The 23,905-nt window shown below is 70.4% G+C and carries 24 protein-coding genes and 1 tRNA gene; 12 read left to right on the top strand and 13 right to left on the bottom strand.

Translation table 11 applies throughout. From position 1 onward, the window contains the following. Positions 1–12: 12 nt before the first annotated feature. From R7226_RS12230 to R7226_RS12220, 3 genes are read left to right on the top strand one after another with little or no spacing between them, the layout of a single operon-like run. The gene (locus tag R7226_RS12230; RefSeq protein WP_318597444.1) at positions 13–786 is read left to right on the top strand and encodes a TIGR04255 family protein; all 774 of its coding nucleotides are present in this window, start codon (positions 13–15) and stop codon (positions 784–786) included. Further along, entirely contained in the window at positions 779–1,507 is a 729-nt protein-coding gene (locus tag R7226_RS12225) for a helix-turn-helix domain-containing protein (RefSeq protein WP_318597443.1), read from the top strand. Before R7226_RS12230 ends, R7226_RS12225 begins: the two co-directional genes overlap by 8 nt. 7 nt (positions 1,508–1,514) lie before the next feature. Next, complete coding sequence (locus R7226_RS12220) at positions 1,515–2,459, top strand: hypothetical protein (RefSeq protein ID WP_318597442.1); 945 nt, start codon at positions 1,515–1,517, stop codon at positions 2,457–2,459. On the opposite strand, the gene R7226_RS31715 is transcribed toward R7226_RS12220, so the two are convergent. The 6 genes from R7226_RS31715 to R7226_RS12195 form a co-directional block, all read right to left on the bottom strand. Next, positions 2,437–2,589 carry a helix-turn-helix domain-containing protein gene (locus tag R7226_RS31715; protein WP_404827822.1) on the bottom strand — a complete coding sequence of 51 codons (153 nt, stop codon included), beginning with the start codon at positions 2,587–2,589 and terminating at the stop codon, positions 2,437–2,439. The two genes, R7226_RS12220 and R7226_RS31715, sit on opposite strands and share 23 nt — an antisense overlap. A gap of 81 nt (positions 2,590–2,670) precedes the next feature. Next, on the bottom strand, positions 2,671–3,147 hold the full coding sequence (locus R7226_RS12215; protein ID WP_318597441.1) for a hypothetical protein: 477 nt from the start codon (positions 3,145–3,147) through the stop codon (positions 2,671–2,673). Next, positions 3,144–5,786 (bottom strand): MobF family relaxase, encoded by a 2,643-nt coding sequence (mobF, locus tag R7226_RS12210; RefSeq protein WP_318597440.1) that lies wholly within the window; start codon positions 5,784–5,786, stop codon positions 3,144–3,146. Before mobF ends, R7226_RS12215 begins: the two co-directional genes overlap by 4 nt. Beyond that, complete coding sequence (locus R7226_RS12205) at positions 5,786–7,585, bottom strand: type IV secretory system conjugative DNA transfer family protein (protein ID WP_318597439.1); 1,800 nt, start codon at positions 7,583–7,585, stop codon at positions 5,786–5,788. Before R7226_RS12205 ends, mobF begins: the two co-directional genes overlap by 1 nt. Before the next feature lie 785 nt (positions 7,586–8,370). Continuing rightward, positions 8,371–8,601, bottom strand: a complete 231-nt coding sequence (locus R7226_RS12200) for a hypothetical protein (RefSeq protein WP_318597438.1) — start codon at positions 8,599–8,601, stop codon at positions 8,371–8,373. Between the two features lie 28 nt (positions 8,602–8,629). Continuing rightward, complete coding sequence (locus R7226_RS12195; RefSeq protein WP_318597437.1) at positions 8,630–8,881, bottom strand: helix-turn-helix domain-containing protein; 252 nt, start codon at positions 8,879–8,881, stop codon at positions 8,630–8,632. Positions 8,882–8,947: 66 nt separating this feature from the next. Here R7226_RS12195 and R7226_RS12190 point away from each other — a divergent pair, with 66 nt between their 5' ends. The 3 genes from R7226_RS12190 (at position 8,948) to R7226_RS12180 (ending at position 10,522) form a co-directional block, all read left to right on the top strand. Next, positions 8,948–9,184: a helix-turn-helix domain-containing protein gene (locus R7226_RS12190; RefSeq protein ID WP_318597436.1), complete on the top strand. Its 237-nt coding sequence runs from the start codon at positions 8,948–8,950 to the stop codon at positions 9,182–9,184. A gap of 136 nt (positions 9,185–9,320) precedes the next feature. Continuing rightward, positions 9,321–9,572, top strand: coding sequence for a helix-turn-helix domain-containing protein (locus R7226_RS12185; protein ID WP_318597435.1), 252 nt, complete (start codon positions 9,321–9,323; stop codon positions 9,570–9,572). Further along, complete coding sequence (locus R7226_RS12180; RefSeq protein ID WP_318597434.1) at positions 9,572–10,522, top strand: DUF5677 domain-containing protein; 951 nt, start codon at positions 9,572–9,574, stop codon at positions 10,520–10,522. The genes R7226_RS12185 and R7226_RS12180 overlap by 1 nt, the downstream gene beginning before the upstream one ends. 32 nt (positions 10,523–10,554) lie before the next feature. On the opposite strand, the gene R7226_RS12175 is transcribed toward R7226_RS12180, so the two are convergent. From R7226_RS12175 to R7226_RS12165, 3 genes are all read right to left on the bottom strand, one after another. Further along, positions 10,555–10,749, bottom strand: coding sequence for a DUF4926 domain-containing protein (locus tag R7226_RS12175; RefSeq protein WP_318597433.1), 195 nt, complete (start codon positions 10,747–10,749; stop codon positions 10,555–10,557). After that, on the bottom strand, positions 10,746–11,975 hold the full coding sequence (locus R7226_RS12170) for an ApeA N-terminal domain 1-containing protein (RefSeq protein ID WP_318597432.1): 1,230 nt from the start codon (positions 11,973–11,975) through the stop codon (positions 10,746–10,748). Before R7226_RS12170 ends, R7226_RS12175 begins: the two co-directional genes overlap by 4 nt. 141 nt (positions 11,976–12,116) lie before the next feature. Next, positions 12,117–12,189: transfer RNA gene (locus R7226_RS12165), tRNA-Ala, on the bottom strand. Positions 12,190–12,331: 142 nt separating this feature from the next. On the opposite strand from R7226_RS12165, the gene R7226_RS12160 reads away from it, so the two are divergent. Genes R7226_RS12160 through R7226_RS12150 form a run of 3 tightly spaced genes read left to right on the top strand, consistent with a single transcriptional unit; the run spans position 12,332 to position 15,944 of the window. Beyond that, positions 12,332–14,266 carry a GGDEF domain-containing protein gene (locus tag R7226_RS12160; protein ID WP_318597430.1) on the top strand — a complete coding sequence of 645 codons (1,935 nt, stop codon included), beginning with the start codon at positions 12,332–12,334 and terminating at the stop codon, positions 14,264–14,266. A gap of 54 nt (positions 14,267–14,320) precedes the next feature. Beyond that, positions 14,321–15,046 carry a hypothetical protein gene (locus R7226_RS12155; RefSeq protein ID WP_318597429.1) on the top strand — a complete coding sequence of 242 codons (726 nt, stop codon included), beginning with the start codon at positions 14,321–14,323 and terminating at the stop codon, positions 15,044–15,046. 16 nt (positions 15,047–15,062) lie between these two features. Beyond that, positions 15,063–15,944 carry a PhzF family phenazine biosynthesis protein gene (locus tag R7226_RS12150; RefSeq protein WP_318597428.1) on the top strand — a complete coding sequence of 294 codons (882 nt, stop codon included), beginning with the start codon at positions 15,063–15,065 and terminating at the stop codon, positions 15,942–15,944. On the opposite strand, the gene R7226_RS12145 is transcribed toward R7226_RS12150, so the two are convergent. Next, positions 15,941–17,212 carry a Glu/Leu/Phe/Val family dehydrogenase gene (locus R7226_RS12145; RefSeq protein WP_318597427.1) on the bottom strand — a complete coding sequence of 424 codons (1,272 nt, stop codon included), beginning with the start codon at positions 17,210–17,212 and terminating at the stop codon, positions 15,941–15,943. The two genes, R7226_RS12150 and R7226_RS12145, sit on opposite strands and share 4 nt — an antisense overlap. Positions 17,213–17,293: 81 nt before the next feature. After that, positions 17,294–18,703, bottom strand: a complete 1,410-nt coding sequence (locus R7226_RS12140; RefSeq protein ID WP_318597426.1) for a glycosyltransferase family A protein — start codon at positions 18,701–18,703, stop codon at positions 17,294–17,296. A 90-nt stretch (positions 18,704–18,793) separates the two neighbouring features. Here R7226_RS12140 and R7226_RS12135 point away from each other — a divergent pair, with 90 nt between their 5' ends. Further along, a complete protein-coding gene (locus R7226_RS12135) occupies positions 18,794–19,630 on the top strand; it encodes an isocitrate lyase/PEP mutase family protein (RefSeq protein WP_318597425.1) in 837 nt (278 codons plus the stop codon). Positions 19,631–19,717: 87 nt separating this feature from the next. After that, a complete protein-coding gene (locus tag R7226_RS12130) occupies positions 19,718–20,536 on the top strand; it encodes an MlaE family ABC transporter permease (RefSeq protein WP_318597424.1) in 819 nt (272 codons plus the stop codon). A 9-nt stretch (positions 20,537–20,545) separates the two neighbouring features. Here R7226_RS12130 and R7226_RS12125 read toward each other — a convergent pair whose 3' ends face one another. Together R7226_RS12125 and R7226_RS12120 are read right to left on the bottom strand one after the other, a co-directional pair. Beyond that, a complete protein-coding gene (locus R7226_RS12125; protein WP_318597423.1) occupies positions 20,546–20,977 on the bottom strand; it encodes a universal stress protein in 432 nt (143 codons plus the stop codon). Beyond that, the gene (locus R7226_RS12120; protein WP_318597422.1) at positions 20,974–22,500 is read right to left on the bottom strand and encodes an APC family permease; all 1,527 of its coding nucleotides are present in this window, start codon (positions 22,498–22,500) and stop codon (positions 20,974–20,976) included. Before R7226_RS12120 ends, R7226_RS12125 begins: the two co-directional genes overlap by 4 nt. 82 nt (positions 22,501–22,582) lie before the next feature. Between R7226_RS12120 and R7226_RS12115 the strand changes: the two genes are divergently transcribed. Continuing rightward, positions 22,583–23,893 (top strand): O-acetylhomoserine aminocarboxypropyltransferase/cysteine synthase family protein, encoded by a 1,311-nt coding sequence (locus R7226_RS12115; protein ID WP_318597421.1) that lies wholly within the window; start codon positions 22,583–22,585, stop codon positions 23,891–23,893. The last annotated feature ends 12 nt before the right edge of the window (positions 23,894–23,905 follow it).

Here is a 23,905-nt window from a genome sequence, read left to right as displayed (position 1 = left end):
ATGGTGTGCACTGTGGCTGATCTCGGTTTCGTCAAAAGACAACCCGTCCTCCGTGCCGCGCCCTTGGAGCTGGCCATCTGCCAGGTGCGTTTCCCAAGGCAGATCGGGCTTTCGGATTCCGATATTCGCCCGATCCAGCTCGCGCTCGCCAAGAGTTTTCCGCAGGTGCAAGTAGGACGCTCCGCGAACTTTGAGCTCGGGCCAGAAGGCGTGCGCGAGCAAGACTCACCGCAGGCTATCTACCAGTTCTTGTCGGTCGACCGGGCATGGACGGTCACGGTCACGGCCGAATCGTTTTCGCTTGAAACCACTGCGTATCACGATTTCAGCGATTTCCTTGCTCGGTGGATCGCAGCTTCCGGAGTAGTCGTTGACGCGATCGGGATTGCGAGCCAGACCAGGATCGGGTTGCGCTATGTCAACCGGTTGGCCTGTCCTGAAAGGCCGACTCCCGCCGACCTCGCGAAAATAGTGCGGCCAGAGCTTGTTGGTGTCGTGGGCGCGAATGAGCTGCTGTCGAGACTGCGTATGTCCATGCAGGAACTTCGGTTTGAGCAGGACCGAGGCACCTGCACGCTGCGACATGGGCTTGTGCCGGATTCCGATGCGGCAGACCGCTATATTCTGGACCTCGACTTCTACGACGATACGTCAGCGGTCTTCGACGTCGACGCCCAGAGCAGGTTGCTCGCAGACTTCAACCACTCCACCTTCGAGCTGTTCAAGTGGTGCGTACAGAAGGACCACTTCTTGACCTTCCGACCAGAGGAGCCCTCGGATGCCTGAGCTTTCAGTGTTGGCCCCGATGGGCAGTGGGGGTACCGCGTCGGCGAAGATTTCTCGAATCGGTCATTGGGGAAACCTGCCGCTGGAAGACCTGCAGAGCGCCTCACTTGTCATATCGGACGGCCCAACTGGTGCGAGCCGGTATTGGCCTGAGTGGTTTTCCTGCGTGCATCCGGACTTCGCGACGACGGATGTGGGCTACAACCGGGTTGACGAGGTGTGGATCCCTCGCGCCAGTATTCGCGTCTCGGTAGTTGTCCAGCCCTGGACATCTCCCCTGGAGCCTCTTTCGGATGTCCTCCGCGCCATGCGGGTGCACAGCGGCATGTCAGCTGCTGACGTGGCAGCGATGGTTGGCTTGAGACGGCGCCAGCTCTACAATCTGCTCGACGGTCTGCACGACAGCCCGCATCGAGAAGCGTGGATTCGTCGCGTCGCTGCGGCCGTCGTCACGCTTCATCATGCCGCAACGGGTAGCGCTCAACTGGTTCGTGCTGCGCTGTTGCACCCTGTCAGAGACGGGCAGAGCCCCTTCGACCTGGCCTGCGCTCAACGGGACGATGATTTCGCGGCAGCGTGTGATGTTCTTGCAGAGCAGTTGAAGGAAAACAGAATCTCTGCGCGGTTGCAGCGGCCGTCTCCATCCTTGCGGAGACGAGGAACGAGCAGAAGCGCAAGCGAGTTCCTCGCCGGTTACCGCGAACCGGACGAGGACGGTTGACCTGTCTTTGCCGGAACAATTCGATGCGATCCTTAGCGCTGAAGCCACGCAGGAGTTGGAGGTCCTTCACCAGATCCTCGAAGAAGGTATCGACCAAGGATGGTTCTTTCGGGCCAATGAGACCGAGCTTCTGATCCCGTCGCCCTCAATGCAAGAGGAGTTCTGCGGACTGATCGGGACGCGTGAGGCCGTCAAGCTGCAGAATGACGATCCATGGAGTGAGAACGATCCAGAGGTCATTCCGATTGAGGGCGAGCAGGCTGGTTGGTCGGTTCTGACCCAGCGCTGTGATCTGCTGCGTTCCTATTGCATCGAGCCTCTGGTAGAGGTAGCGCGTACCTACGTAGTGGAAGGGGACGCCGCTCGTGCGGCCAAAACAAACTCGCCTCGTCTCATCGCGCTTGCGGAGGCTGAGTCTGGGCTCTGGGTTGTAGATCTCCGTCAACGAGCTTGGCTGCCGAAACACAACCTGCTCACGCAGTCGGATCTCCGTCCGGCCATCTCTGGGAAGGCCAGAAAGCGCTTTCGGCTGCGCCTGGGACAGCGCTACTGGCGAGATCCGGTTCCTGACGATGTAGCCGCCAAGCTGCAAGGTCCGCTGAGGAACATTGTCAAAGCCTCAACCGCCCGTGTGAGAAAGCTGAGTTCCTTCTCGATGTGGCTCGGGCAGCGCGCGGACGACGGAAGAACCATCGTCATCGCAGTCGCAGAGGATGAGCGACTCGATGAGGCCGAAGAGGATTGGAACGGCATTGTCGCACTGCTCGGTGAACGGCAGCCTGACGCTCATGCAACTATTGAGCCTGAGCAGTCTGGAGTCTTTTCACCCGAGGATATTTCGTTGGGAATTGGCTGGAGTCGTTCAAGTTTGACTTTGACGAGATCACGTATAGCCGACGTGCAAGAGGGGATCATGCCGAGCCCACTGTCTAGCCCTTCCGGCGAAGACTGAATTCGATGTCCTCTCGCAAAAAGCGAACTGCGCGTCCGAGCCTTGAACACGGCAGCACATCCCGCCGAGCCAGCTCATAGACGGTCGAGACGGGCAGGCTGAGCATTTCGGCGACTTCTCTGGCCGTCATTACGTCGGCGCGGGTGAGGCGGCGGCGGGGTGGTTCGTTGGCGGTGCGGTTGGGCGACATCGGTTCCGTCCTCTGTGCGGGTTAGCGGTGGCGGCGGGCGTTGGTTTGGAGCCAGTTGGCGAAGGTGCGCAGTTCGTGTGAAAAGGCGAGTTCCATGCGTGGGTCGGCGTGGTTGCCGTTGTCGATTTGTTCGCGCCAGAGCGAGAGCGCGGCGGCTTGTTCGGCGATGTGCGTGTCGGCGAGTGGGTCGCCGCGGAGGTGTTTGAGTTCGTGCGGGTAGCGGTCGCGCAGCGCCTCGATCGCGACGGCCCGGCGGCTGGGCGGCAGCCACGCTGCGCCGCTGCCCGCGTCGGCTTCGGCGACGGCTGGCGGCGCGTTGCGTTGGCGTACGGCGGCATCGAGGGCGGCGCCGTGGTCGATGAGGGCGGCGCGCAGGAGCCGGGCGGCGGTGGTGGCCTCAGGTTCGCGGGCGCGGTGCGCGAGCGCTGCGAGCGCGTCTCTCTCGCTTGGCTTGAGCGTGATCGCGACGCGGCGGGGTCGTCTGCCGGCGGCGGTCATCGGTCCAGCTCCAGCCCGCGGTCGGCGCCACGGTCGAGGTCGGGTGCGGCGGCTGGCGAGTGCAGTCGCGCGACGTGGAGCGCCTGGTGCGGGTCGTCGGGGAGCCGGGCGGGGTCGTGCAGTTCGACGTTCAGGGACGGTTCTTGGGCGCGGCTGGCGCTCATGCGGTCGGCGAGTTGGTCGAGGCGGTCGGTGTCGTGGTGGCCGTCGAGGTCGTCTCGGGCGATGTGCCACTCGACGCCGTGGGTCGCGCGGGTGCTTTCGACGTAGGCGGTTTCGCGGGAGGTCTGCCAGCTGCCGGTCACCACGACCGAGCGTCTGACGGTTGCGCCCTGCTCGCGCACGACGTGCGTGGCGTAGCCGAGTCTGAGCGCGTCGAGGCGGTCGGCGTCGACTGTGACGGTGCGGTCGCCGCCGTCGAGCTGGACGGCGAGCCGGTCGCCGTCGAGCCTGGTGATCTCGCCGCGTTGGCCGTTTTCGACGCGGGCGCCGTCGCGGGTCGGCATCGGGCGGGTCCAGATGACGCGGTCGCCGGCATGGAAATGGTGGCCGTCGGGATGCGCGAGACGCTCGGGTGACAGCTCTTCGCGGGAGCGGCGCAGGGCTTGGATGCGGAGGTTGAGGTGGTCGATCTCGACGTTGCTGGCGTCGCTCATCAACGCGATCTGGCCGTGGCCGTGCTCGCTGGCGAGCTGGTCGTAGGAGTGGGCGGCGTGCTCGATCGCCTGATCGCGGGTGTCGCTGAGGTGGACGTGGCCGCGCTCTTGGTAGAACGCCAGCGCCGCACGTGCGTCTCCGGTGCGGAGTGCGTGCCAGGCGTCGCGCTCGGCGGGATCGCTGGCGCGGTGGACGGTCTGCAGCTCGGCGCTCGGCAGCTCGGCGGCGAGGCGGTCGAACATGCCGCCCGCGCCGATGGCCGAGAGCTGGCGGCCGTCGCCGATCGCCACCAGCGCGCCGCCGCGTTCGGCGACGAGTTCGGTCAGGCGGTGCAGGCGATCGGTGTCGCCCATGCCGGCTTCGTCGACGTAGACCGTCGTGCGGGTGTCGAGCGGGAGCCGGCCGTGCTCGACGGAGGCGATGAAGCCGTCGATCGTCTTCACCCGCCCTTCCAAGGATGGGGCGCTTTCGCCGAGACGCTGCGCGGTGCGGCCGGCGACGGCGACGCCGTAGACCTCGCGGCCGGCGGCCTGCTCGGCGTGCGCGGCGGCGTCGATCACTACGCCCTTGCCGGTCCCGGCCGGACCGATCAACACGGCGGCGCGGCCGGGCGCGGTGATGGTATCGATCGCCGCGCGCTGCTCTGCGGACAGCTCGGCACCGATCCGCTGCTCAACGGCGGCGATGGCGGCCGCGCGAGCGTGCGCGTCGATCGCGCGAGCGGAGTCGGCAGCCATCGCCTGCAAGCTGGTCGAGATCGTCGTCTCAGCCTCACGCACTGAGGCGGTCGTCATCCGCCCGTCCGCGAGATCGAGCACGCGGCCGGTGCCGCGCAGGTGGTCGGCGCCGGCGAGCGCGTCGGCGGGGGCGAGGCCGTGGCCGGCGGCTTGTTCGAGCGCGACCGTCCGCAGCTCCCTGGCGTCGAAGACAGCACGGCTCGCCGTCGCTTCGCGCTCGACCGCTTCGGCCCAGCGGTCGGCGACCGGCAACGTTGCCGGTCGGCCCGGTGCCCGCAGCTCGGCCGCCTGCGCCCGGTCGAAACCGTGCGGCGCGGCGGTCGCCTGCCAGCTCGCATCGAGTTCGGGGCGCGTGTGCGGGACCTTCTCGCTACGCGTCTGGATCGCAAGCGCGCGCAGCTCGCCGCGCTCGGGTGCGCGACCGTGCTCAGCGCGAAAAGCTCGAGCCGCCCGTTGGACCTCGACGGAACGCTTGGAGAACGCCGCTTCGAGATCGGGTGTGATCCCGTCGATGCGGAAGTAGCGGCCGTCCTCGCCGGCCGACTCGATCCCGTAGCCGCGCTGGCGCAGCTCGTGCGCGAGCTGCGCGCGGTAGAGGGCGCCGCCCTCGCGGGCGGAGCGGAGCACCGGCCGCGACCGCACCGCCGCGATGCGGCCGTCGGTGCGCTCGACGCTGGTGATCACGACATGGCTGTGAAGCTGCGGATCCGGCGCGCCGTCGCCGACGCCGCGCGCGGTCGTGTGGACGAACTCGGCCGCGTGCACGTGCGCGGCCGGCGCCGGCACCGAGGCGCCCTGCGCGGGATTCCAGCGAGTCGTCAGCTCGACCGTCCGACCGAGGTAGCCGACCGCCTGCTCGACGGCGGCGCGGTGCGCGGCTTCGATCTCGGCGCGCTGCGCCTGGTCGCCGAGCGCCCACGCGATGCTGACCGACTTCGGCGCCGAGAACGTCACGTCGATCCCGGCCGCACGCGACCCGTCCGGCCCGGCCGCCCGCAGGAACTCGTCGGGCTGGCCGGGGCGGTGTCCGGCCATCAGCGCGCGGAGGTCGTCGGCGTGGGCGGGACCGGGGGTGATGCCGACGCGCGTGAGCGCGTCGGCATTCCCGATCCAGCGTCCCGGCGCCTCGGCCGGGAGCCCGTCCCGGCCGAGGTAGTAGTCGCCCTGCTCCGGCACCATCGTCTTGCCGTCGAGGTAGCCGGCGTAGTCGCCGCCCGTGGCGGCAGGGATGCTGGCGGCCGTCATCACCGCTGCTCGCCCTCCTCCCAGTCGAGCGCGTCCTCCGGCGAGCGTGCGCCGGTCCACTCCCACCAAAACGGCAGCCGGACGATCGCGGGCACGTCACGGCCGTGGATCAGCACGGCTTCGCCCTCGCCCAGCCGGGCGAGGTCATCGGCGGAGAGCTTCGGTCGCTGCTCCTGCGCCTGGGTGATCGACCGGTCTCCGCCCCAGGCGCGCGTCGTGTGCGACGTGCGAGTGATCGGCTCGTCGCCGAGCAGCGCCATCAGCTCCTCCCGCGTCGCGCGATCGTGGATCGGCCCGAGGAGCAGCTTCGCTCCGGTGTTCGCCAGGATGGTGTCGGCCTGCACGCCGTACCGCGCGCGCAACTGTGCCAGCGACTGGTAGATCAGCATCCAGCGCACGCCCCAGCCGCGGCTGACGGCGAGGTACGTCGGCAGCTCAGCCAACGGAGCGAGGTGCGCGGCCTCGTCGGCGACGATCTTCACCAACGGCAGTCGCCGCATGTCGTGTGAGCGCGACGCGCGGTCCTCGCAGAACCGCACGACTTCGCCAAGGATCCCGCCAAGGAGCGGCGCCAGCTCGTCCTGCATGCTCTCCGGCGCGATCAGGAACAACGTCCCGCCCTTGGCGAGCAACTGCTCGACGTCGAAGCCGTCGCGGTCGATCGCCTGGACCTCCGGGAAGCGGTAGACGGCGACGAGCTGCGCGGCGGTCGCCAGCGAGTACGAGCGCGCACGCTCGTCCTGCTGCTGAATCCCCGCGACGATCAGCGCCGCGTGCTCGGCACCGTGCTCCTCAAGCAGTTCGCGCGGCTCATCCAGCGCGGCCAGGCCACCTTGCAGCCAACCGAGTACGTCGCTCATCGACCGACCCGCCAGCGCCGCCGCGTGCAGCAGCGGCGGCAGCACCTTGTTCTTCGCCTCGCTCGCGTAGAAGTGCGCGCCGTCGGAGCCGGCCGAGGACTTCGCCGCGTTCGGGTCCGCGTCGAACAGCGCGCGGCTCGTCCGCAACGCGGTGCCCCAATCCTCGCACCCGAACAGCGGCGTCCAGCAGCAGCCGTTCAAGCCGAGGCGGGTGAGGTCCGTCATCGGCGCGAAGATCCACACCGGCCCTCGCCGCGCGCACGCCGCGAGCGTGTGCAGCATCACGTCGGTCTTGTTCAGCAGCACGATCATCGGACCGAGGTGCTCCCGGATCGCGGTCGCGACCAGACGCATCGTCTTGCCCGCACCCGTCGGGGCCAGGCCGATCACGTTCACCTCGCGGCCAGACCGCAGCTCGGCGCCGTGGAGCCTGCCGAGGTTCCAGCTGTCGCCGCCGATCGGCGCCGGCGCCGATCTCACCCACAGCAGCACGCGCATCAACGCATTGGACGCGCGCCGGACGGCGCCCGAGCGCGAACCGACGAGTGGCTGGAGATGCAGCAGATCGCGCGGCTTGGCCCACACCCGCTTCTCGACCTTCCGCTTCGGGCTGCCGGAGATCGTCCCGAGCTGTGACCGGCTGCGCCAGCGGTCGACCCGGAACCACCCGCCGACCACCAGCAGCACGACCCCGGACAGCACCATCGCGTTGATCACGATCGCCACCCACAGCGGCGGCAGCTCGTCCGGCGACACGCCGAACGCCGCCGGCGGATCGAACGGTCTTCTCGTCGCGACCGCGACCAACAATTGGATCAAGCCCGCGATGACCGTCAACGGGTTGGCCAGGAACAGCTCGCCGCGCAGCAGCGCCCAGACACCCAACGGGATCTCGACCAGCACCAGCCCGACAGCCGCCATGACCGCGAGCCCGCCCACGACCGCCGTGACCATCTCCGGGTCAGGTCCGTCATGACTTCGATGTTGCGTAGACATTTCGTCTCCTTGACCAGACGCACGTCGCGCCTGTCCTCAACTCGCTCCCGCAGAGGTCCCGCGCGAGCCCGGTTCGCCTGAGTGCTCCGTCGCAAACGCTGCGAAATCCACCCCCGCGAGTTGCAGAGGCCGACCTACGAGCGCTGCGTCGCCGACACGTGGCGGGCCGCGAGCGAGTTGATCCGGGTCCATGTGGGGAGGTCGCGGAGATCGCGCTAGACACCCACCTCCCCAACGCGAGAAGGGCGGACCAAAGCTGCACAGATGGGTGCTCATGGACGGTCTCCCGTGCACCGGCCAGAAAGCCCCAAAGAAGTTTGCGGTGCTCCCGTGGCCGGCCCACGTATCGGGGCTGCCGGTCGTCACCGACGAGGCGCAGCTTCTCGGGAGCGGGGGAGTCGAGCGGGGGCTCACACTCCCTACAGCGGAATCTCGACGAAAAGTGGTCCTGGTGGCGATCGCAGGCGCCACCAGCACGCTGGCATCGACGTACCCGAATGCCCTCATGCCACGTTAAGCGGACGGCGCGACAACCACCCGCGCAGAACTTCAGCGCGAGCTTCGCTCGCAGCTCAACGACCCACGCCTACGGCGTCGAGTCGACCGCAGCGATAGCGCTCAGCGCGAGATGACGCGCATCACGAGATGGACGCCGAAGAGGACGGACAGACTAGATGCACGGTGTTCGATGGTCACCACGCGGGCGTCGCGTCGAGACGCCGCTTGCCCTAAGCCATCAGACCGCCCCGGGGTCTCGATTGGCGGCTCTGCGCTGCGCGCACCACAAGGAGACCGCGACCAACGCGGTCGACCCGAGCGGCCAGCTCGCCGAGCTGGCCGCTCGCCTCGGCGCGCACGATTTCGGCGCGTGCGGCGTCCCGGATGAACGCTGCGCGGGAGAGGCCGACGCGCTCGGCCTTGGCGCCGATCCGCGACCACGAGTCGGCGTCGAAGCGCACCGTCGTCTGTTGCAGCCTCGATGCGGGTCTACGACTCGTCACGGCTCGCAAGCGCCTCGCACACGGCGAGCAGTTCGGAGAGCGGGATTCCAAGGCCGTTGGCGAGCTTCATCAAGACGCGGAACGTCGGATTGATCTCGCCTCGCTCGATCGCGCCGACATAGTTGCGGTGCAGCCTGCCATTGAGGCCCACACGCTCCTGAGACAGCCCGAACTCGGCGCGCACGACGCGCACAGCCCGACCGAGCTGAACATGCTCGCGGCTCTGCTTCGTCTCCATCGCTCCCCCTCATATCTACTCGGATGTCATTGAGTTGGGCATAGGTCGAGGGAAGGCTGCCCGTTCGTGCCCACCGATCCCGCTCAGCTCGCACTCGGCCGTGCCGTCGCCGAGCGGCGTGCCGCCCTCGACCTCACCCAGGAGCAGCTCGCCCTGCGGGCGGGCCTCCATCAACGCTGGATCTCCAACGTCGAGAACGGCCACCGCAACCCGAGCTACTCCAGCCTCCGCCGCCTCGCCGCCGGGCTGGAACTGACGACCTCAGAGCTGGTTCGGCTCGCTGAGCGCAACGGCTCGACGTAGCGACCAGGCCCGTCGACCGACAGCCCTAGCGGCGGCCTGGCGCGCAGACCATGCGCCATGACTCTACGCAAATGTCATATCGATGTCTACTCGGATGTCATTGTGCTTGGGCGCCTTCGCGTGGAGGCTCAGGCGCGTGAACGCTGCGCTCACGCCTCAGCAAGCCCTCGGCCGCGCCGTGGCGGAACGCCGCAGAACGCTGGGCCTGACTCAGGAAGAACTGGCGCTCCGCGCTGAGCTGCACCAGCGGTGGATCTCGAACGTCGAGACCGGTCGTCGGAACCCGAGCTACTCCAGTCTTCGCCGGCTCGCTCGCGGCTTGACCATGAGGACCTCTGAGTTGGTCAGGCTGGCGGAGGAGTCGGATACCACGTCGGGCGACGGCTGATGGACGAGATCGGAGACGACCAGCCAACGGCCGACGATGGGCCGTTGACCCGCGTGGGGAATGAAGTTCAAGAGTTTGAGGCTGCTTTGCGCCTTCGCGATTGGGTCAAGGATCTGGTGGACGGGTCTGCTCGAACCGAGTGGACCATGACACCCGGGTCGCTGAACAACGTCTTCGTCGGGACGTTCGGTAAAGGGACGAAGACCTACCGAGCGGGACTCTTGCTGTGCGATCGGGGATACGGACCGCAGGCCGGCATGCTCGGGCGCTCGCTGTTCGAGCACATGGTCGTCGCCTGGTGGTTGCTGCTCTGCGTCACCGACGAATCAGCGCCGATGGAAGCCCTCCGGGCTCATCAGCAGCATTCGGCTGTACTTTTCGCCCGGGCGGGCGAGCACCATCCGGAGTTTCTCGGCGACGAGAAGATCCCTACGGTCAGCGACGCTGAGGCTGCGCAGCTCGATACTCGCTTCGGCAGATACGGGGCGCGCGCGTGGCACGGGAAGGATCTCGCCGGGTTGGTGCGCGAAGTCGAGGCCGTAGTTCGCGCTGAGTATCGGGGGCGCTTTTGGTCGCTGTTCCGCTTTGTCAACGCGCAGAACAACTACATCCTGCATCACAGCGCCATTGGGCTTCTCGACACCGTTCAGTGGACCGATAGCGAGAGCGCACCGGATGTCAGCGTCGGACCGAACCGCATCTGGCGCCGGGCGATGTTGTGGTCCCTGGTCCAGATATACGGTCTGTTGGTAACGGCATCCCTGGAGCGACTGTCTCCTGGACGGGTCTCGGACTTCGAGTTGTTCTATGACGAGATCCAAGTTGCCTTTTTCGTCGTCACCGAAGCGAGAGCCCGCGGTTTGGGCCGGAACGATCCGTGTCTCTGCGGTAGTGGCAGAAAGTTCAAGGTGTGCCACCTCTCCCGCGTCGAGAGAGCCGGCACGTTCTAGGGAACCTCGCCGCTCCGGGCGCCTGAGCGGACCTAAGCGCGCTTGGCGTCAAGTCGGTCCGCGGGGACCTGGATGGTGTCGATGGTCTTGCCGTCGGGGTCGGTGATCTCGACAAGCCCGGTGCTGCCGTAGGCGCGAATGACAGTGCCGACTGTGCCGGCCGGCCACGTGCCGATCGGCACGCGCAGCGTGACGACGTTGTGCTCGGCGACGACGGTTCGGGTCACGGTACGGGCCAGGCTCGATAGTGCTCTGCGAGGAGCCGCTCGATCTCAGGAGTGTCCAGGCCGATCTCGCGCATCAGACACGCCTGTAACAGCGCATGCAGTCGGCGGGTCGACTGAAACGTCTGGTCGCTGATCTCTTCCGCAGAGAAACGGTTTCCGACGTCCAGATGGGCGTGGTAGTTGCGAGCTGCGCCCATGAGGGCGAGCGCCTCAGGGGTGGCGCCCGTGAGTCTCGCCGCCACGCCTCCGCGGTCTGCCAGCGCTCTTAGGCTCCACCTGGCTCTGGGCGTCTTGGTGTTCTTCCAATAGCTCTCCGCCGCGGTGTAGAGCGTCAAGAACCGCGGGACTGAGTAGATCCTGCCCAGACGGATGGTTTCGCAGAGGAGTGCCAGCGACCGAGACGTCTTCCGCCAGAGTGCGAACCAGCTTTCGAGAGACGCGGTGACGTCCGTAAGATCGCCAGACCCGAACAGGAAATGCCCCGTCGTCGCGCGCCAGTCCGTCGCCAGCGAGACGTGCTCGGGGCGCAGAATGGTGATGCTGCGCCGATCGGCTCTGTCTGCGTAGACCTCGTGCGCGAGTTCGTCTGGCCGATCAGTCGCGAAGATCACGAATGCGAGCAACGGGTTGCGGAACCGGTGGCGGAACTCGTGAATCGTCAGGGGTTCTGTCGGCTCGGCCACGAACGACATCGACGTTTCGATACTCCAACTTGGCGAGTAGCTCCACGCGTAGCTCGCGCTTGGCACGAAGTCGACCTGTCCGTCTGGAAGGGTCACGGTTCGGTGCTCAGGGGCTCGCCACCGCAGAGTCGTGCCTCGCAGATCCTCATCAGAGTCGATGGAAAGACCTGTCTCGGGCATCCATTCATGAAGGCGCCCAGGCCAGAAGCGTGCATGAGACCATCGGTCGTCCGGGAGCACGTGCTGCCCCAAGGCGACGACCCCACTCGCGACATGGGAGACACGCATGAGGTCGGTCGTCCTTCGGACCTGGGCCTGCAGGAGCGTGAGCGCCTCGCCGTCGTGAGGCTGACCGTGAACGGTGAAGATGTCGCCGAAGTCGCTGGGCCACGGGTCCGATCGATCGGCGAGTTCGAGGTCAGCGCCGCGTTCTGCCGACCAACTCAGAACGCCCGGCGTCTCAAGCTCGGAGTCGGCGGGGCTGAATGTGCCCGTGATCTGGTCACCCGCGAGAAGTCGTCTATGCAGCGTCGTTTGGCGCACCTTGCGTTCGATCCTACGGGCCAGGCCACCCGCGACGACGCTCGTTCGGTACCCGCACCCGGTACCCGCAGCCCCAGCCCGAATCCAGCGCCAAGGTCCCTAAACGACGAAACCCCCGCTAGTGCGAGGGTTTCGTTGGTATGGAGCTAGCCGGGCTCGAACCGGCGACCTCCTGGGTGCGATCCAGGCGCTCTCCCAGCTGAGCTATAGCCCCATGTATGCGCGCCCAGCTGGGGTGCGGGCGCACTGGTCCGCGTAGTGTAGCCGGAAGGGGGCGGGGTGGCGTTGCGGGTTGGCGTCGCGCTGACGGCATCGGGCGGGTAGCCTCGCTCCAACGGGCGGTGCAAAGGGGTCGGATGAGCTTTCGGACGCGGCTGACGCTGTTCTTCATGCTGATCGTGGTCGTGCCGATGGTCGCGCTGGGCGTGGCGGTCTCGCGGCTGGTGACCGACAGCGAGGAGGGGAAGGCGAACGCGCGGGCGGGGGCGCACGTGACCTCGGCCATGCGGATCTTCGAGCGCTCGGCCGAGCGGGCCGCGCTGTCGGCCCGCGCGCTCGGCGGCGACCGGGCGCTGACAGCGGCGATCCGGGACGGCGATCGGGCCGCCGCGACCCGGCGGGCGCGGGCGCTCGCGGCGCAGAAGGGGCTCGAACGCGTCGTGATCACCACCCCGGGCCGCGCCACCCCCTTCGTCGACGTCGGCGACCCGGACGCGCTCGCGGCCGGCTCGGCGCGCGTGCGCGGCAACGGCAGCAACGACCAGCTCGCGACGGTCCAGGCATCCACCCTCGGCGCCGAGGCCTTCGTGCAGCTCGTCGCGTCGCCGGACGTCGAAGTCATCGTGCGTCGCGGCGACCGCATCCTCGCCAGCTCGCTCCCGCCCGCCGGCCGCGCCGGTGCCACCGGCACCGCCCGCGCCACCGGCACGGCCGGCGCCACCACCGGCGCAACCCCCCTCCCTGAGCGCGGCACGACCACCATCGGCGACGTCGACTACGTCGTCGCCGGCTTCCGCGCCGACGACTTCGACGGCGCGCAGGACGCGATCTCCGTCCTCACCGACTCCAGCAGCACCGCCACCGCCGTCGCGCGCAACCGGCGGCTCGCGCTCGGCCTGCTCGGCGCGTTCCTCGTGCTCGCCTTCGTCGGCGCGATCCTCGTCTCGCGCCAGCTGCAGGGGCAGATCGGCCGCTTCCTTTCCGCCGCCAAGCGGATCGGCGGCGGTGACTTCTCCACGGCGGTCCCGACCGAGGGCCGCGACGAGTTCGCCCAGCTCGGCGACGAGTTCAACAAGATGTCGCACGAGCTGGAGCGGCGGATCGGCGAGCTGGACCGCGAACGCGGCCGGCTGCGCGCCTCGATCCAGCGGGTCGGCGAGACCTTCGCCTCCAACCTCGATCGCCGCGCGCTGCTGGAGATCGGCACCGAGACGATCGCCGAGGCGGTCGAGGCGACCGCCGGCCGCGCCGGCGCGGGCACCGACGAGGTCCGGGTCGGCGAGATCGAGCCGTTCGGCGCCGTGCTCGACGCCGCCGAGCGCCGCGCCCGCGCGACCAACGCGCCCGCCGAGCACAGCGACGGCGACCTGCACGCGCTCGCCAGCCCGATACCTCGCGCGCGCGAGGACGCCGGCCCGCTCGGCTACGTCGTCGTCGCCCGCGCCGGCCGCCCGTTCGGCGACGAGGAGCATGCGCTGCTCGGCTCGCTGGCCGCGCAGACCGGGATCTCGCTGGAGAACGTCGACCTGCACGACCAGGTCGCCCGCCAGGCCGTCACCGACGAGCTGACCGGCCTCTTCAACCACCGCCGCTTCCAGGAGGTGATGACCGCGGAGGTCCTGACCGCCCAGCGGTTCGGGCAGCCGGTCGGTCTGCTGCTGCTCGACATCGACAACTTCAAGCGCGTCAACGACACCTACGGCCACCAGCAGGGCGACGTCGTCCTCAGAGAGGTCGCGCGGGTGCTGCGCGAGTCCTCGCGCGAGATCGACGAGCCGGCCCGCTACGGCGGCGAGGAGATGGCCGTCGCGCTCCCGCAGACCGACCTCGAGGGCGCCTTCACGATCGCCGAGCGGGTCCGCACCGCCGTCGAGGCGCTCGCGGTCGCCCGCCTCGACGGCGAGGGCCTGCTGCAGGTCACCGTCAGCATCGGCGTCGCCGCCTCCGCCACCGCGGAGAAGGACGAGCTCGTCGCCGCCGCCGACGCCGCCCTCTACACCGCCAAGCGCAGCGGGAAGAACCGCACCGTGCGCGCGCCGGCTGCGACCGTCGCGTCGGTCGAGGCCGAGTAGGCGTGCGCCTGCACCGGCCACGTCCGCCCGCTCCATGGGTAGGATGAAGTCCTCATGGGTCTGCTGGACGACGCGATCCGCGAGCATCTGGAGCTGAAGCGCCGACGTGGGGCCGATCCCACGGAGGTCGCCCGCGCCGAGCAGGAGGCGCTCGGCCCAGTGCGCCGCGAACCCGAGCCCGCGCCGGTGCAGGATTCCGTGCACGAGGAGCCGCACGACGCCCTCCCGCACGAGCCCGCCGAAGCGCCGTACGCCGACGTGTCGCACGCCGACGCGCCGCTGACCGCCGACCACGGCCTCGACGACGCCCACGAGCCGGCGCCGCCCGCGCACGAGCCCGCCGCCGCGCACGACGACGACGACCACGAGCTCGCACCGGAGGAGCAGACCCGCATCCTGCCTCCCGAGCAGCGCGCCGCCCCGGCCGAGCAGCCGGAGGCGCCCTTCGCCGACGAGCACGCCCAGCCCGAGCCGCCGCCGCACGCCGAGCCGGCCGTGCACGAGCAGCCGGCCGCCGAGACGGCGACCCCGCCGCACGGCGATCCGGCCCATGACGAGCCGGCGGTCGACCCGCGCCACAGCGACATCGTCCACCAGCCGACGACCGAGTGGCGGATCGAGGACGAGGACGAGCCGTTCGCCGACGAGCGCCCCGAAGGCGAAGCCGCCTCCGACGAGGACGTGCTGGAGGAGACGCCTGACTTCCTCCAGGAGACGCCCGAGCACGACCGTCTCTGGTTCGAGCAGAGACCGCCGCGCGACTTCGACTTCGACGACTGAGCGGCGGCCGCGCGCCGTGGCCGCCCGTCGCTACACGCTGCTCGACGTCTTCACCGCCACGCCGCTGGAGGGCAACGGACTCGCCGTCGTCCACGACGCCGACGGGCTCGACGACGCGACGATGCTCGCCTTCGCGCGCGAGACCCGGCTGTCGGAGACGACCTTCATCCAGACCCCGTCGGACGAGGCGGCGAGCGCCGGCGCCGACTACCGCAACCGCATCTGGACGGTCGCGCGCGAGCTGCCCTTCGCCGGCCACCCGTCGCTCGGCACCGCCGTCGCCGTCGCCCGCGCCGCCGGCGCCAGCGGCACCGTCCGCTACGTCCAGCAGACCGGCGCGGGCTTGCAGCCGGTCGAGGTCACGCTCGACCTCGACGGCGACCGCGCCTACGCCTCGATGCTGCAGGAGCCGGCCGACTTCGGCCCCGAGGTCGAGCGCGCCGCCGCGCTCGCCGCGATCGGCCTGACCGCCGCCGACGGCGACCCCGAGCTGCCGCCGCAGGTCGTCTCGACCGGCGTCCCGCAGCTGATCGTGCCGTTGCGCGACGGCGACGCCGCCGTCCGCGCGACGCCCGACTACGCGGCCCTCGCCGCGCTGCTGAACCCGCTTGGCGCCGTCACGCTCTACGCCGCCTCCTGCGCGCCGGATCCCGAGCACGGCCGCGTCCACGCGCGCTCATTCGCCTTCGACGCGGGAATCGGCGAGGACCCCGCGACCGGCTCCGCCGCCGGCCCGCTCTGCGCCTACCTGCACGCCCGCACCGGCACGCCGCGCGTGACGATCTCCCAAGGGGTCGAGATGGGTCGCCCGAGCCGGCTGGAGGCCGCCGTCGAGGGCGATCGCGTCCGCGTCGGCGGCGACGTCGTCGTGGTCGTCGACGGGACGCTGCGGCTCTAGAAGTTCCCGCGCAGCCGCGCCGCCTCGACGACGCGCTCGATCCCCAGCTCGAACGCCGCCACCCGCAGCGACCCGTCACCAGGGCGCTTGGCCGCCCGCGCCGCGACCTCGCGGTAGGCGCGCCGCATGATCGTGCCGAGCTTGTCGTTGACTTCGCGCTCGTCCCAGCGGAAGTGCTGCAGGTTCTGGACCCACTCGAAGTAGGAGACGACGACGCCGCCGGCGTTGGCCATCACGTCGGGGACGATGAAGACGCCCTTCTCACGCAGCAGCTCGTCGGCCTGCGGGGTCGTCGGCGCGTTCGCGCCCTCGACGACCATCCGGCAGCGCAGCAGGTCGGCATTGCCGGCGTGGATCGCGCCGCCGAGCGCCGCCGGCACGAAGACGTCGCAGTCGGTCGCGAGGAACTCCTCGCCGCTGACCGGCTCGACGCCGTCGGCGACGTAGTCGGCGACCCGTCCGCCGTCGCGCACGTGCGCGGCGAGCGCGTCGGTGTCGAGGCCGCGCTCGGCGCGGACCGCCCCGCTCTCGTCGGCGACCGCGACGACGCGCGCGCCGAGCCTGCTCAGCAGCCGCCCGGCCCACGAGCCGACGTTGCCGTAGCCCTGGATCGCGACCGTCGCCTCCTGCGGCACCAGGTTGACCGCCGGCGCCGCCTCCCTGAAGAGGTAGACGAGCCCGCGCGCGGTCGCCGCCTCACGCCCGAACGAGCCCTCCAGCGCGATCGGCTTGCCGGTCACGATCCCGGGCGTGTAGCCGTGGCCCTTGCCGTACTCGTCCATCATCCACGCCATCACCTGCGCGTTGGTGTTGACGTCGGGCGCCGGGATGTCGCGCGTCGGCCCGAGCACCTTGTCGATCCGCTGGGTGAAGGCGCGCGTCAGCTTCTCCAGCTCGTGCGGCTGCAGCAGCGACGGATCGCAGTCGACCCCGCCCTTCGCGCCGCCGAACGGCACGCCGACGATCGCCGTCTTCCACGTCATCAGCGCCGCCAGCGCGCGGAACTCGTCGAGGTCGACCTGGGGGTGGAAGCGGATCCCGCCCTTGAACGGCCCGCGCGCGCCGTTGTGCTGCACGCGGTAGCCGTGGAACGTCGTGATCCTGCCGTCGGAGAGCCTGACCGGGATCGCCACCTGCACCTCGCGGTACGCCGTCAGCAGCACCTCGCGCAGGTCGTCGGGCAGCGCCAGGCGATCGGCGGCGAGGTCGAAGTAGTGGCGGACGAGCTCGAAGCTCGAAAGCTCCGCCTTGGCGGTCGGCTGCAGCATCCTCTCGCGACAAGTATCCGCTTTCCGGGCGGCGGAATCGCGCCGTGGCGCGCACCGGCGCGCCGCGCCGCCGAAGCGGCGCTACGCCGCCGACGCGCGCGCGGCGAACGCTCGCAGCGCGGCGACGCTGTCGCCGTCGTACGCCGGCGCGGCGGGAGCCGGCCTCGGCGCCGCCGTCAGCAGCGCGTCGACACCGGCCGGCAGGCGCTCGCGCACCGCCGCGTCGATCGGGCCGAGCACCGCCATCACGTGGGCGCCGCCGCTGCCGTCGAGCCCGTGCTCGTGCACGAGCCGGCTCAGCTGCAGCTCCGCGGCGGCCGGCGTCAGCGTGCTGGCGTCGATCGCGAGCGTCGCGTCGGCGTGACCGTCGAAGTGGCGCACGTAGGCGCGCAGCAGGTCGCAGTCGCGCAGCAGCTCGTCGGCGAAGGCGAGCGTCACGAACCGCCGCGCGCCGGCGAGCGGGTCGGTCGCGGCGCGCCGCGGCCGTGCCGCGATCGCCTCGGCCAGCAGCCCGCGGGCCGGCTCGCACCACGGGTCGGTCGCGGCCGCGCGGACGGCGAGCGCTATCCCCGGACGCGTGTCGCCGCGCTCCAGCGCCTCGCGCGCGTCGGCGAGGATGCGGCGGGCGTCGGCGCGGTCGGCGTCGCTGACCGCGACCAGCTCGGCGAACGGGTCGTCGGCGGTCAGCAGCAGCTTGCGCGCGCCACCGGAGAAGGCGCGCCAGATCTCGGGCAGGTCGTCGACGAACGGCGACTCGGAGGTCGTGCGGCGCAGGAACCAGCGCTGGAAGGCGAGCTGCTCGCGCAGCCGCGCGACGCGGCAGGCGGGGCGGGGGACGCCGGCCGGCGTGCCGGGAGCGGCCGGGGCGGCCGGCGACTCCGGCAGCCACTCGACGTCGGTGACGGCGGCGGCACGCACGGTCAGCCACCAGCCTGGACGCGGCAGCTCGTGCGGGATCGGCGCCAGCTGGTCGCGCAGCGAGGCGCGCACCAGCAGCGACGACGGCGCGATCGACTCCTCGCGCAGCAGCCGCCCGGCGGGGCGCCCGCGCGGCGGGTCGATCTCCAGCTCGGCCGGCCACAGCGCCGGCGCGGTCGGATCCTCGCCGCCGCGCGGCAGCAGCTGCGAGTAGACGAGGCCGACCTCGGGACGGCGCTCCAGCAGCGCGACCTGGGCGCGCAGGCGGCCGCGCGGCCAGCGGTCGCCGGCGGCGAGCGGCGCGAGCAGCTCCCCGTGCGCCTCCGCCAGCGCGCGTTCGAGCGCGGCGGCCGGGCCGGCCTGCGACTGGCGCAGCACGCGCAGCCGCTGCGGGAAGCACTGGCGGTACTCCTCCAGCACCTCGGGAGTCTCGTCGCGCGAGCCGTCGTCGACGACGATCAGCTCGATCGCGTGCTGTGGGTAGTCCTGCGCGAGCACGTCGTCGAGCGTCGCGGCGAGCCGCGTGGCATCGTCGTGCGCGGTGACGAGGACGCTGACGAGTGGCAGGTTCATGCTCGCGATGATCGTCTCGCCGGGGAAGGACTTGAGCAGTTCGTCGCGACGGCGCGCACCGCAGGTCAGCGCAGCGGTACGCTCCCGAAGATGGAGCGCCATTCCCAGGCCGTGCGGGCCGAGCGGTTCCACGCCCTCCATCGCGAGCCGACCGTCCTGGCGCTGCTGAACGCGTGGGACGCCGGCAGCGCGCGCGTCTTCGAGCAGGCCGGCTGCATGGCGATCGGCACGACCAGCGCCGGGATCGCCTACGCGCTCGGCCGTCCCGACGGCGAACGGCTCACGCGCGCCGAGCTGGTCGAGGCGACCGCGCGGATGGCGGCGGCCGTCGACGTGCCGCTCAGCGCCGACGCCGAGGCCGGCTACGGCGCGACCCCCGCCGACGTCGCCGACACGGTCGCGGAGCTGCTGGCGGCCGGCGCCGTCGGCGTCAACCTCGAGGACGCGGCGCCCGAGGGCGGCGCGAGGCTGCGCGACGCCGTCGACCAGGCCGAGCGGCTGCGGGCGGCGCGCGCGGCCGGCGAGGAGGCCGGCCTGCGGCTGTTCCTCAACGCCCGCACCGACGTCTACTGGCTCGCGCTCGGGCCGCCGGAGGATCGCTTCGAGCTGGCGCTCAGTCGCGCGCTCGACTACGTCGAGGCCGGCGCTGACGGGATCTTCGTCCCCGGGGTCAGCGACGCGGAGGAGATCGCCGCGCTCGTGCGGGCGCTGCCGGTGCCGGTCAACGTGCTCGCCTCGCCGCAGACGCCGCCGCTCGACGCGCTCGAACGGATCGGCGTGAAGCGGCTCAGCGTCGGCTCGGGGCCGGTGCGCGCGGTGCTCGACCTCGCCGGGCGGATCGCGCTGGAGGTGCTGGAGACCGGCGGCTCGGAGCTGATGGTCGCCGGCACGCTCACCTATCGCGAGGCGAACGAGCTGTTCCGCTAGGCGCGCAGGACACGGCAGGAGGGAAGCGGCGCGCGGGGCATGCGAGACCGGTTAGGGTCGCACCGTCGTCCAGTGTGTTAGGAAGCGATGAGCGTCCTCCCCGCCAACATGACACCGCGCGCGATCGCGCCGCGCCTCCGCGAGCCGTTCGAGGAGGTTGGCGACCTCGTCATCCTCACCGGCAAGACGATCGTCGCGGCCGTCCGGCCGCCGTATCCGTACGGCGACGAGTTCGTCTCGCAGTTCATGTTCGCGCTGAAGGCGTGCTTCCTGCCGCTCGTCGTCACGATGGCCTGCGTCGCCTACGCGGTGCCGGGCCTGCAGGCCGCGAACTTCCTCACGCTCTTCGGCGCGCTCGACCGCATGGGCGGCCTCTTCATGCTCGCCGTCGTGCGCGAGTTCGCGCCGTTCATCTGCGCGATCGTCGTCGCCGGCGCGGCCGGCACCGCGATCACGGCCGACCTCGGCGCGCGCAAGATCCGCGAGGAGCTCGACGCGCTGCAGGTGCTCGGCGTCGACCCGGTCAAGAACCTCGTCGTCCCGCGCTTCCTCGCGCTGATCTCGATCACGGCGCTGTTCGACGTCTTCGCGATCGTCTTCGGCGTCACCGGCGGCATGGTCGCGACGTGGGTCAACGGCGCCCGCGTCGAGCCGTTCTTCGCGACCTTCTGGACCAGCTCGTCGACGACCGACCTGTGGGGATCGCTCGTCAAGTGCACGATCTTCGGCGGCGTGACGGCGATCATATGCTGCTACAAGGGCATGACCGTCAGCGGCGGCGCGGCCGGCGTCGGGCGCGCGGTCAACCAGGCGATCGTGATGGTCTTCCTCTCGATAGGCGTCGTCAACTACGTCTTCACGCAGACACTGCTGGCGACCCACCCCGAGATCAACCTGATCCGCTGAGCGCCGCGCTCAGATCGGGCCGGCGGGCACCGCCAGCACCGGCCGGTCGGCGAGGTGCAGCAGGCGGTGCGGGGTCGAGCCGACGAGCGCGCCCTTGAAGGGATGTTCGCGCGCGGAGCCGATGACGATCATGCGCGCGTCGCGGACGCGCGCCTGCGACAGCAGCGCGTCGACCGGCCGCTGCTCGACGAGCACGACCTCGGCCGGCACACGCTCGACCTCGGCACGCGCGAGCGCATGGCGCGTGACGCGCTCGCCCAGTTCGCGCGCGGCGGCGACGGCGGCGCCGTGCTCCTCGCCGGCACGGCCCGGCGGCTCGTAGCCGAAGACGATCACGAGCCGGTCGCCGAGCTCGCGCGCCAGCTCGATCGCGGCGTGCAGCGCGGCGCGGGCGCCGTCGGAGTCGTCGAAGCCGACGACGAGCGCGCGCGGCTCGCTCACGCCGTCCCCGCCCCCGCCGTGTCCTCCTCCAGCACGACCCGCCCGGCCGCCACGTCGGGATCGACCGCCTCGAAGCTCGGGCGGCCGAAGAAGTCGCGGTGGCCGCCGAGCCGCCACAGCGCCATGAAGACGACGCCGAGCAGCAGGAAGCCGATCCCGATCACCGTCGGCAGCCCGATCCCGAAGATCGCCGAGCCGGTGTAGGAGGTCTCCGGGTCGGCGTAGTCGATCGTCGCCTTCACCCACAGGTAGCCGAGCACGAGCGCGCCGATCGCCGGGGCGACGCCGATGAAGAGGAACGCTCTGACCGATCTCGTCAGCTCGCGGCGGTAGTGGATCACGCAGGCGATGCCGGTCAGCGCGTAGTAGAAGGCGATCATCAGCGCCAGCGCCGTCAGCGTGTCGAAGAGGAAGTTCTCCGAGAAGGCGCTGACGCCGACGTACCAGACGGTCGCGACGACGCCGATCACGATCGTCGAGACGTGCGGCGTCAGGTAGCGCGGGTGGATCCGGCCGAAGGCGGCCGGCATCGCGTCGGCGCGCGCCATCGACAGCGTCGTGCGCGACGCCGGCAGGATCGTCGTCTGCGTCGAGGCCAGCGCCGAGGTGAGGATCGCCAGCACGACCAGCTTGTCGAGCGGCGAGCCGAGCACGTCGGCGGCGAGCGTCGAGAAGATCCCCTCGTCGTCGGCGAACTCGGTCAGCAGTCTCGGGCCGGCGTAGGCGACGCAGGCGACCGTCGTGACGATGTAGGTGACGAGCAGGATCACCGTGCTCAGGACGCCGGCGAGGCCCGAGGCGGCGCCGTCGCCCCTCGTCTCCTCGGTCAGGTTGACGGCCGACTCCCAGCCCCAGTAGATGAAGACGCCGGTGAGCATGCCGACGGTCAGCACGCTGAGCGAGTCGACCGCGAACGGCGACAGCCACGACAGCTGCGGGTCGACCGAGGTCGCGGGCGCGCCGCCGAAGAAGACCTTGCCGAGCGCGACGACGGCGAACAGCAGCAGCCCCGCGACCTGGCCGAAGATCAGCACCCGCTGCAACGTCGCCGACGCCTCCGTGCCGATCACGCAGACCCACGTCATGATCGCTATGAGGCAGACGGCAAAGGCGATCACGGCCCACTTCGACTCGGCCGCGGCGTCCCAGCCGACGAGCAGGAAGGCGTAGCGCGCGGCGACGTCGGCGAGCGAGCCGACGACGAGCACGCCGGTCATCGTGATCGCCCAGCCGCCCATCCAGCCGACGTACGGCCCGAGCGTGCGCGTCACCCACGAGAAGGTCGTGCCGCAGTCGGGGTCGGCGCGGTCCATGTAGTAGAAGGCCGCGGCGATGAAGAACATCGGCACGAACGAGGCGATCAGCACCGCCGGCGCCTGCACGCCGGCGTCGAGCACGATCAGCCCGATCACGGCCGCCAGCGAGTAAGCCGGCGCGGTCGAGGCGAGCCCGATCACGAGCGCGTCGACGAAGCCGATCGCGTCCTTCTTCAGTCCCTTGGACTCCACCGTCCTCGGCGCCATGGGCGGCCAGCCTACCCGAGCGCGGCATGGCAGACTCTCGGGACCCCCGGCACTGATCCCAGCGACTGCAGCGAGGAGACCCATGAGCGAGCAGCAGCCTTACGTGCGACCCGAGACCGTCGCGCTTCACACGGGCCAGCAGCCGGATCCGACGACCAACGCGCGCGCCGTCCCGATCTACCAGACGACGTCGTACGTCTTCGACGACGCGCAGCACGCGCAGGACCTCTTCGCGCTGGCCGTGCCGGGCAACATCTACACGCGCATCATGAACCCGACCTGGTCGGTGCTGGAGGAGCGCGTCGCGGCGCTCGAGGGCGGCGTCGCGGCGCTGGCGCTCGCCTCCGGCCAGGCGGCGGTGACCTACTCGGTCCTCAACATCGCGCGCTCGGGCGACAACATCGTCGCGCTCTCGACGCTCTACGGCGGCACGTACAACCTCTTCGCGCACACGCTGCCGCAGTACGGCGTCGAGGTCCGCTTCGTCGATCCTGACCAGCCGGAGGCGCTCGCCGATCTCGTCGACGAGCGCACGCGGCTGGTCTTCGGCGAGACGGTCGGCAACCCGCGCCTGAACGTCGTCGACGTCAGAGCGTGGGCCGACGCCGCGCACGCGCAGGGGCTGCCGCTGATCATCGACAACACCGTCCCGACGCCGGTGCTGAGCCGCGTCTTCGACCACGGCGCCGACGTCGCGGTGCACTCGGCGACGAAGTTCATCGGCGGTCACGGCACGACGATCGGCGGCGTGATCGTCGACTCCGGCAGATTCGACTGGGTCGCGCACGGCGAGCGCTTCCCGGGCCTGACGCAGCCCGACCCGTCTTACCACGGCGTCGTCTGGTCCGACGCGCTCGGCCCGGCCGCCTACATCGGCCGCGTCCGCACCGTGCTGCTGCGCAACACCGGCGCGGCGCTGTCGCCGTTCAACGCCTTCCTGCTGCTGCAGGGGCTGGAGACGCTGCCGCTGCGGATCGAGCGCCACAGCGAGAACGCGCTCGCCGTCGCGAGGCACCTGCAGTCGCACGCCGGCGTCACCTGGGTCAACTACCCGGGGCTGGAGAGCAGCGACTACTACGAGGTCGGCCAGCGGATCCTGTCGGGCGGCTCCGGCGCGCTCGTGACGTTCGGGATCGAAGGCGGCCGCGAAGCCGGGCGCGACTTCATCGGCGCGCTGCAGCTGTTCTCGCACCTCGCCAACATCGGCGACGCGAAGTCGCTCGCGATCCACCCGGCGACGACGACGCACTCGCAGCTCGACGACGGCGAGCTCGACGCGGCCGGCGTGCCGCAGGACCTCGTCCGCCTGTCGGTCGGGATCGAGCACATCGACGACATCGTCGCCGACATCGACCAAGCTCTCGCGAAGGTTCGCGCGAGCGCGGCGGCGTAGCGCGGCGCACAG

It is taken from the genome of Conexibacter stalactiti, assembly GCF_033542075.1.
Lineage (GTDB): Bacteria > Actinomycetota > Thermoleophilia > Solirubrobacterales > Solirubrobacteraceae > Conexibacter > Conexibacter stalactiti.
The sequence above is the reverse complement of the archived record's forward strand: the minus strand, read 5'-3'. Positions and strand labels throughout refer to the sequence as shown.

Excerpts from the sequence above, each read along its gene's own strand:
- R7226_RS12225 (WP_318597443.1), top strand. The coding sequence starts at position 779 with ATGCCTGAGCTTTCAGTGTTGGCCCCGATGGGCAGTGGGGGTACCGCG.
- R7226_RS31715 (WP_404827822.1), bottom strand. The coding sequence starts at position 2,589 with ATGACGGCCAGAGAAGTCGCCGAAATGCTCAGCCTGCCCGTCTCGACC.
- R7226_RS12215 (WP_318597441.1), bottom strand. The coding sequence starts at position 3,147 with ATGACCGCCGCCGGCAGACGACCCCGCCGCGTCGCGATCACGCTCAAG.
- mobF (WP_318597440.1), bottom strand. The coding sequence starts at position 5,786 with ATGACGGCCGCCAGCATCCCTGCCGCCACGGGCGGCGACTACGCCGGC.
- R7226_RS12195 (WP_318597437.1), bottom strand. The coding sequence starts at position 8,881 with ATGGAGACGAAGCAGAGCCGCGAGCATGTTCAGCTCGGTCGGGCTGTG.
- R7226_RS12180 (WP_318597434.1), top strand. The coding sequence starts at position 9,572 with ATGGACGAGATCGGAGACGACCAGCCAACGGCCGACGATGGGCCGTTG.
- R7226_RS12160 (WP_318597430.1), top strand. The coding sequence starts at position 12,332 with ATGAGCTTTCGGACGCGGCTGACGCTGTTCTTCATGCTGATCGTGGTC.
- R7226_RS12155 (WP_318597429.1), top strand. The coding sequence starts at position 14,321 with ATGGGTCTGCTGGACGACGCGATCCGCGAGCATCTGGAGCTGAAGCGC.
- R7226_RS12145 (WP_318597427.1), bottom strand. The coding sequence starts at position 17,212 with ATGCTGCAGCCGACCGCCAAGGCGGAGCTTTCGAGCTTCGAGCTCGTC.
- R7226_RS12140 (WP_318597426.1), bottom strand. The coding sequence starts at position 18,703 with ATGAACCTGCCACTCGTCAGCGTCCTCGTCACCGCGCACGACGATGCC.
- R7226_RS12135 (WP_318597425.1), top strand. The coding sequence starts at position 18,794 with ATGGAGCGCCATTCCCAGGCCGTGCGGGCCGAGCGGTTCCACGCCCTC.
- R7226_RS12130 (WP_318597424.1), top strand. The coding sequence starts at position 19,718 with ATGAGCGTCCTCCCCGCCAACATGACACCGCGCGCGATCGCGCCGCGC.
- R7226_RS12120 (WP_318597422.1), bottom strand. The coding sequence starts at position 22,500 with ATGGCGCCGAGGACGGTGGAGTCCAAGGGACTGAAGAAGGACGCGATC.
- R7226_RS12115 (WP_318597421.1), top strand. The coding sequence starts at position 22,583 with ATGAGCGAGCAGCAGCCTTACGTGCGACCCGAGACCGTCGCGCTTCAC.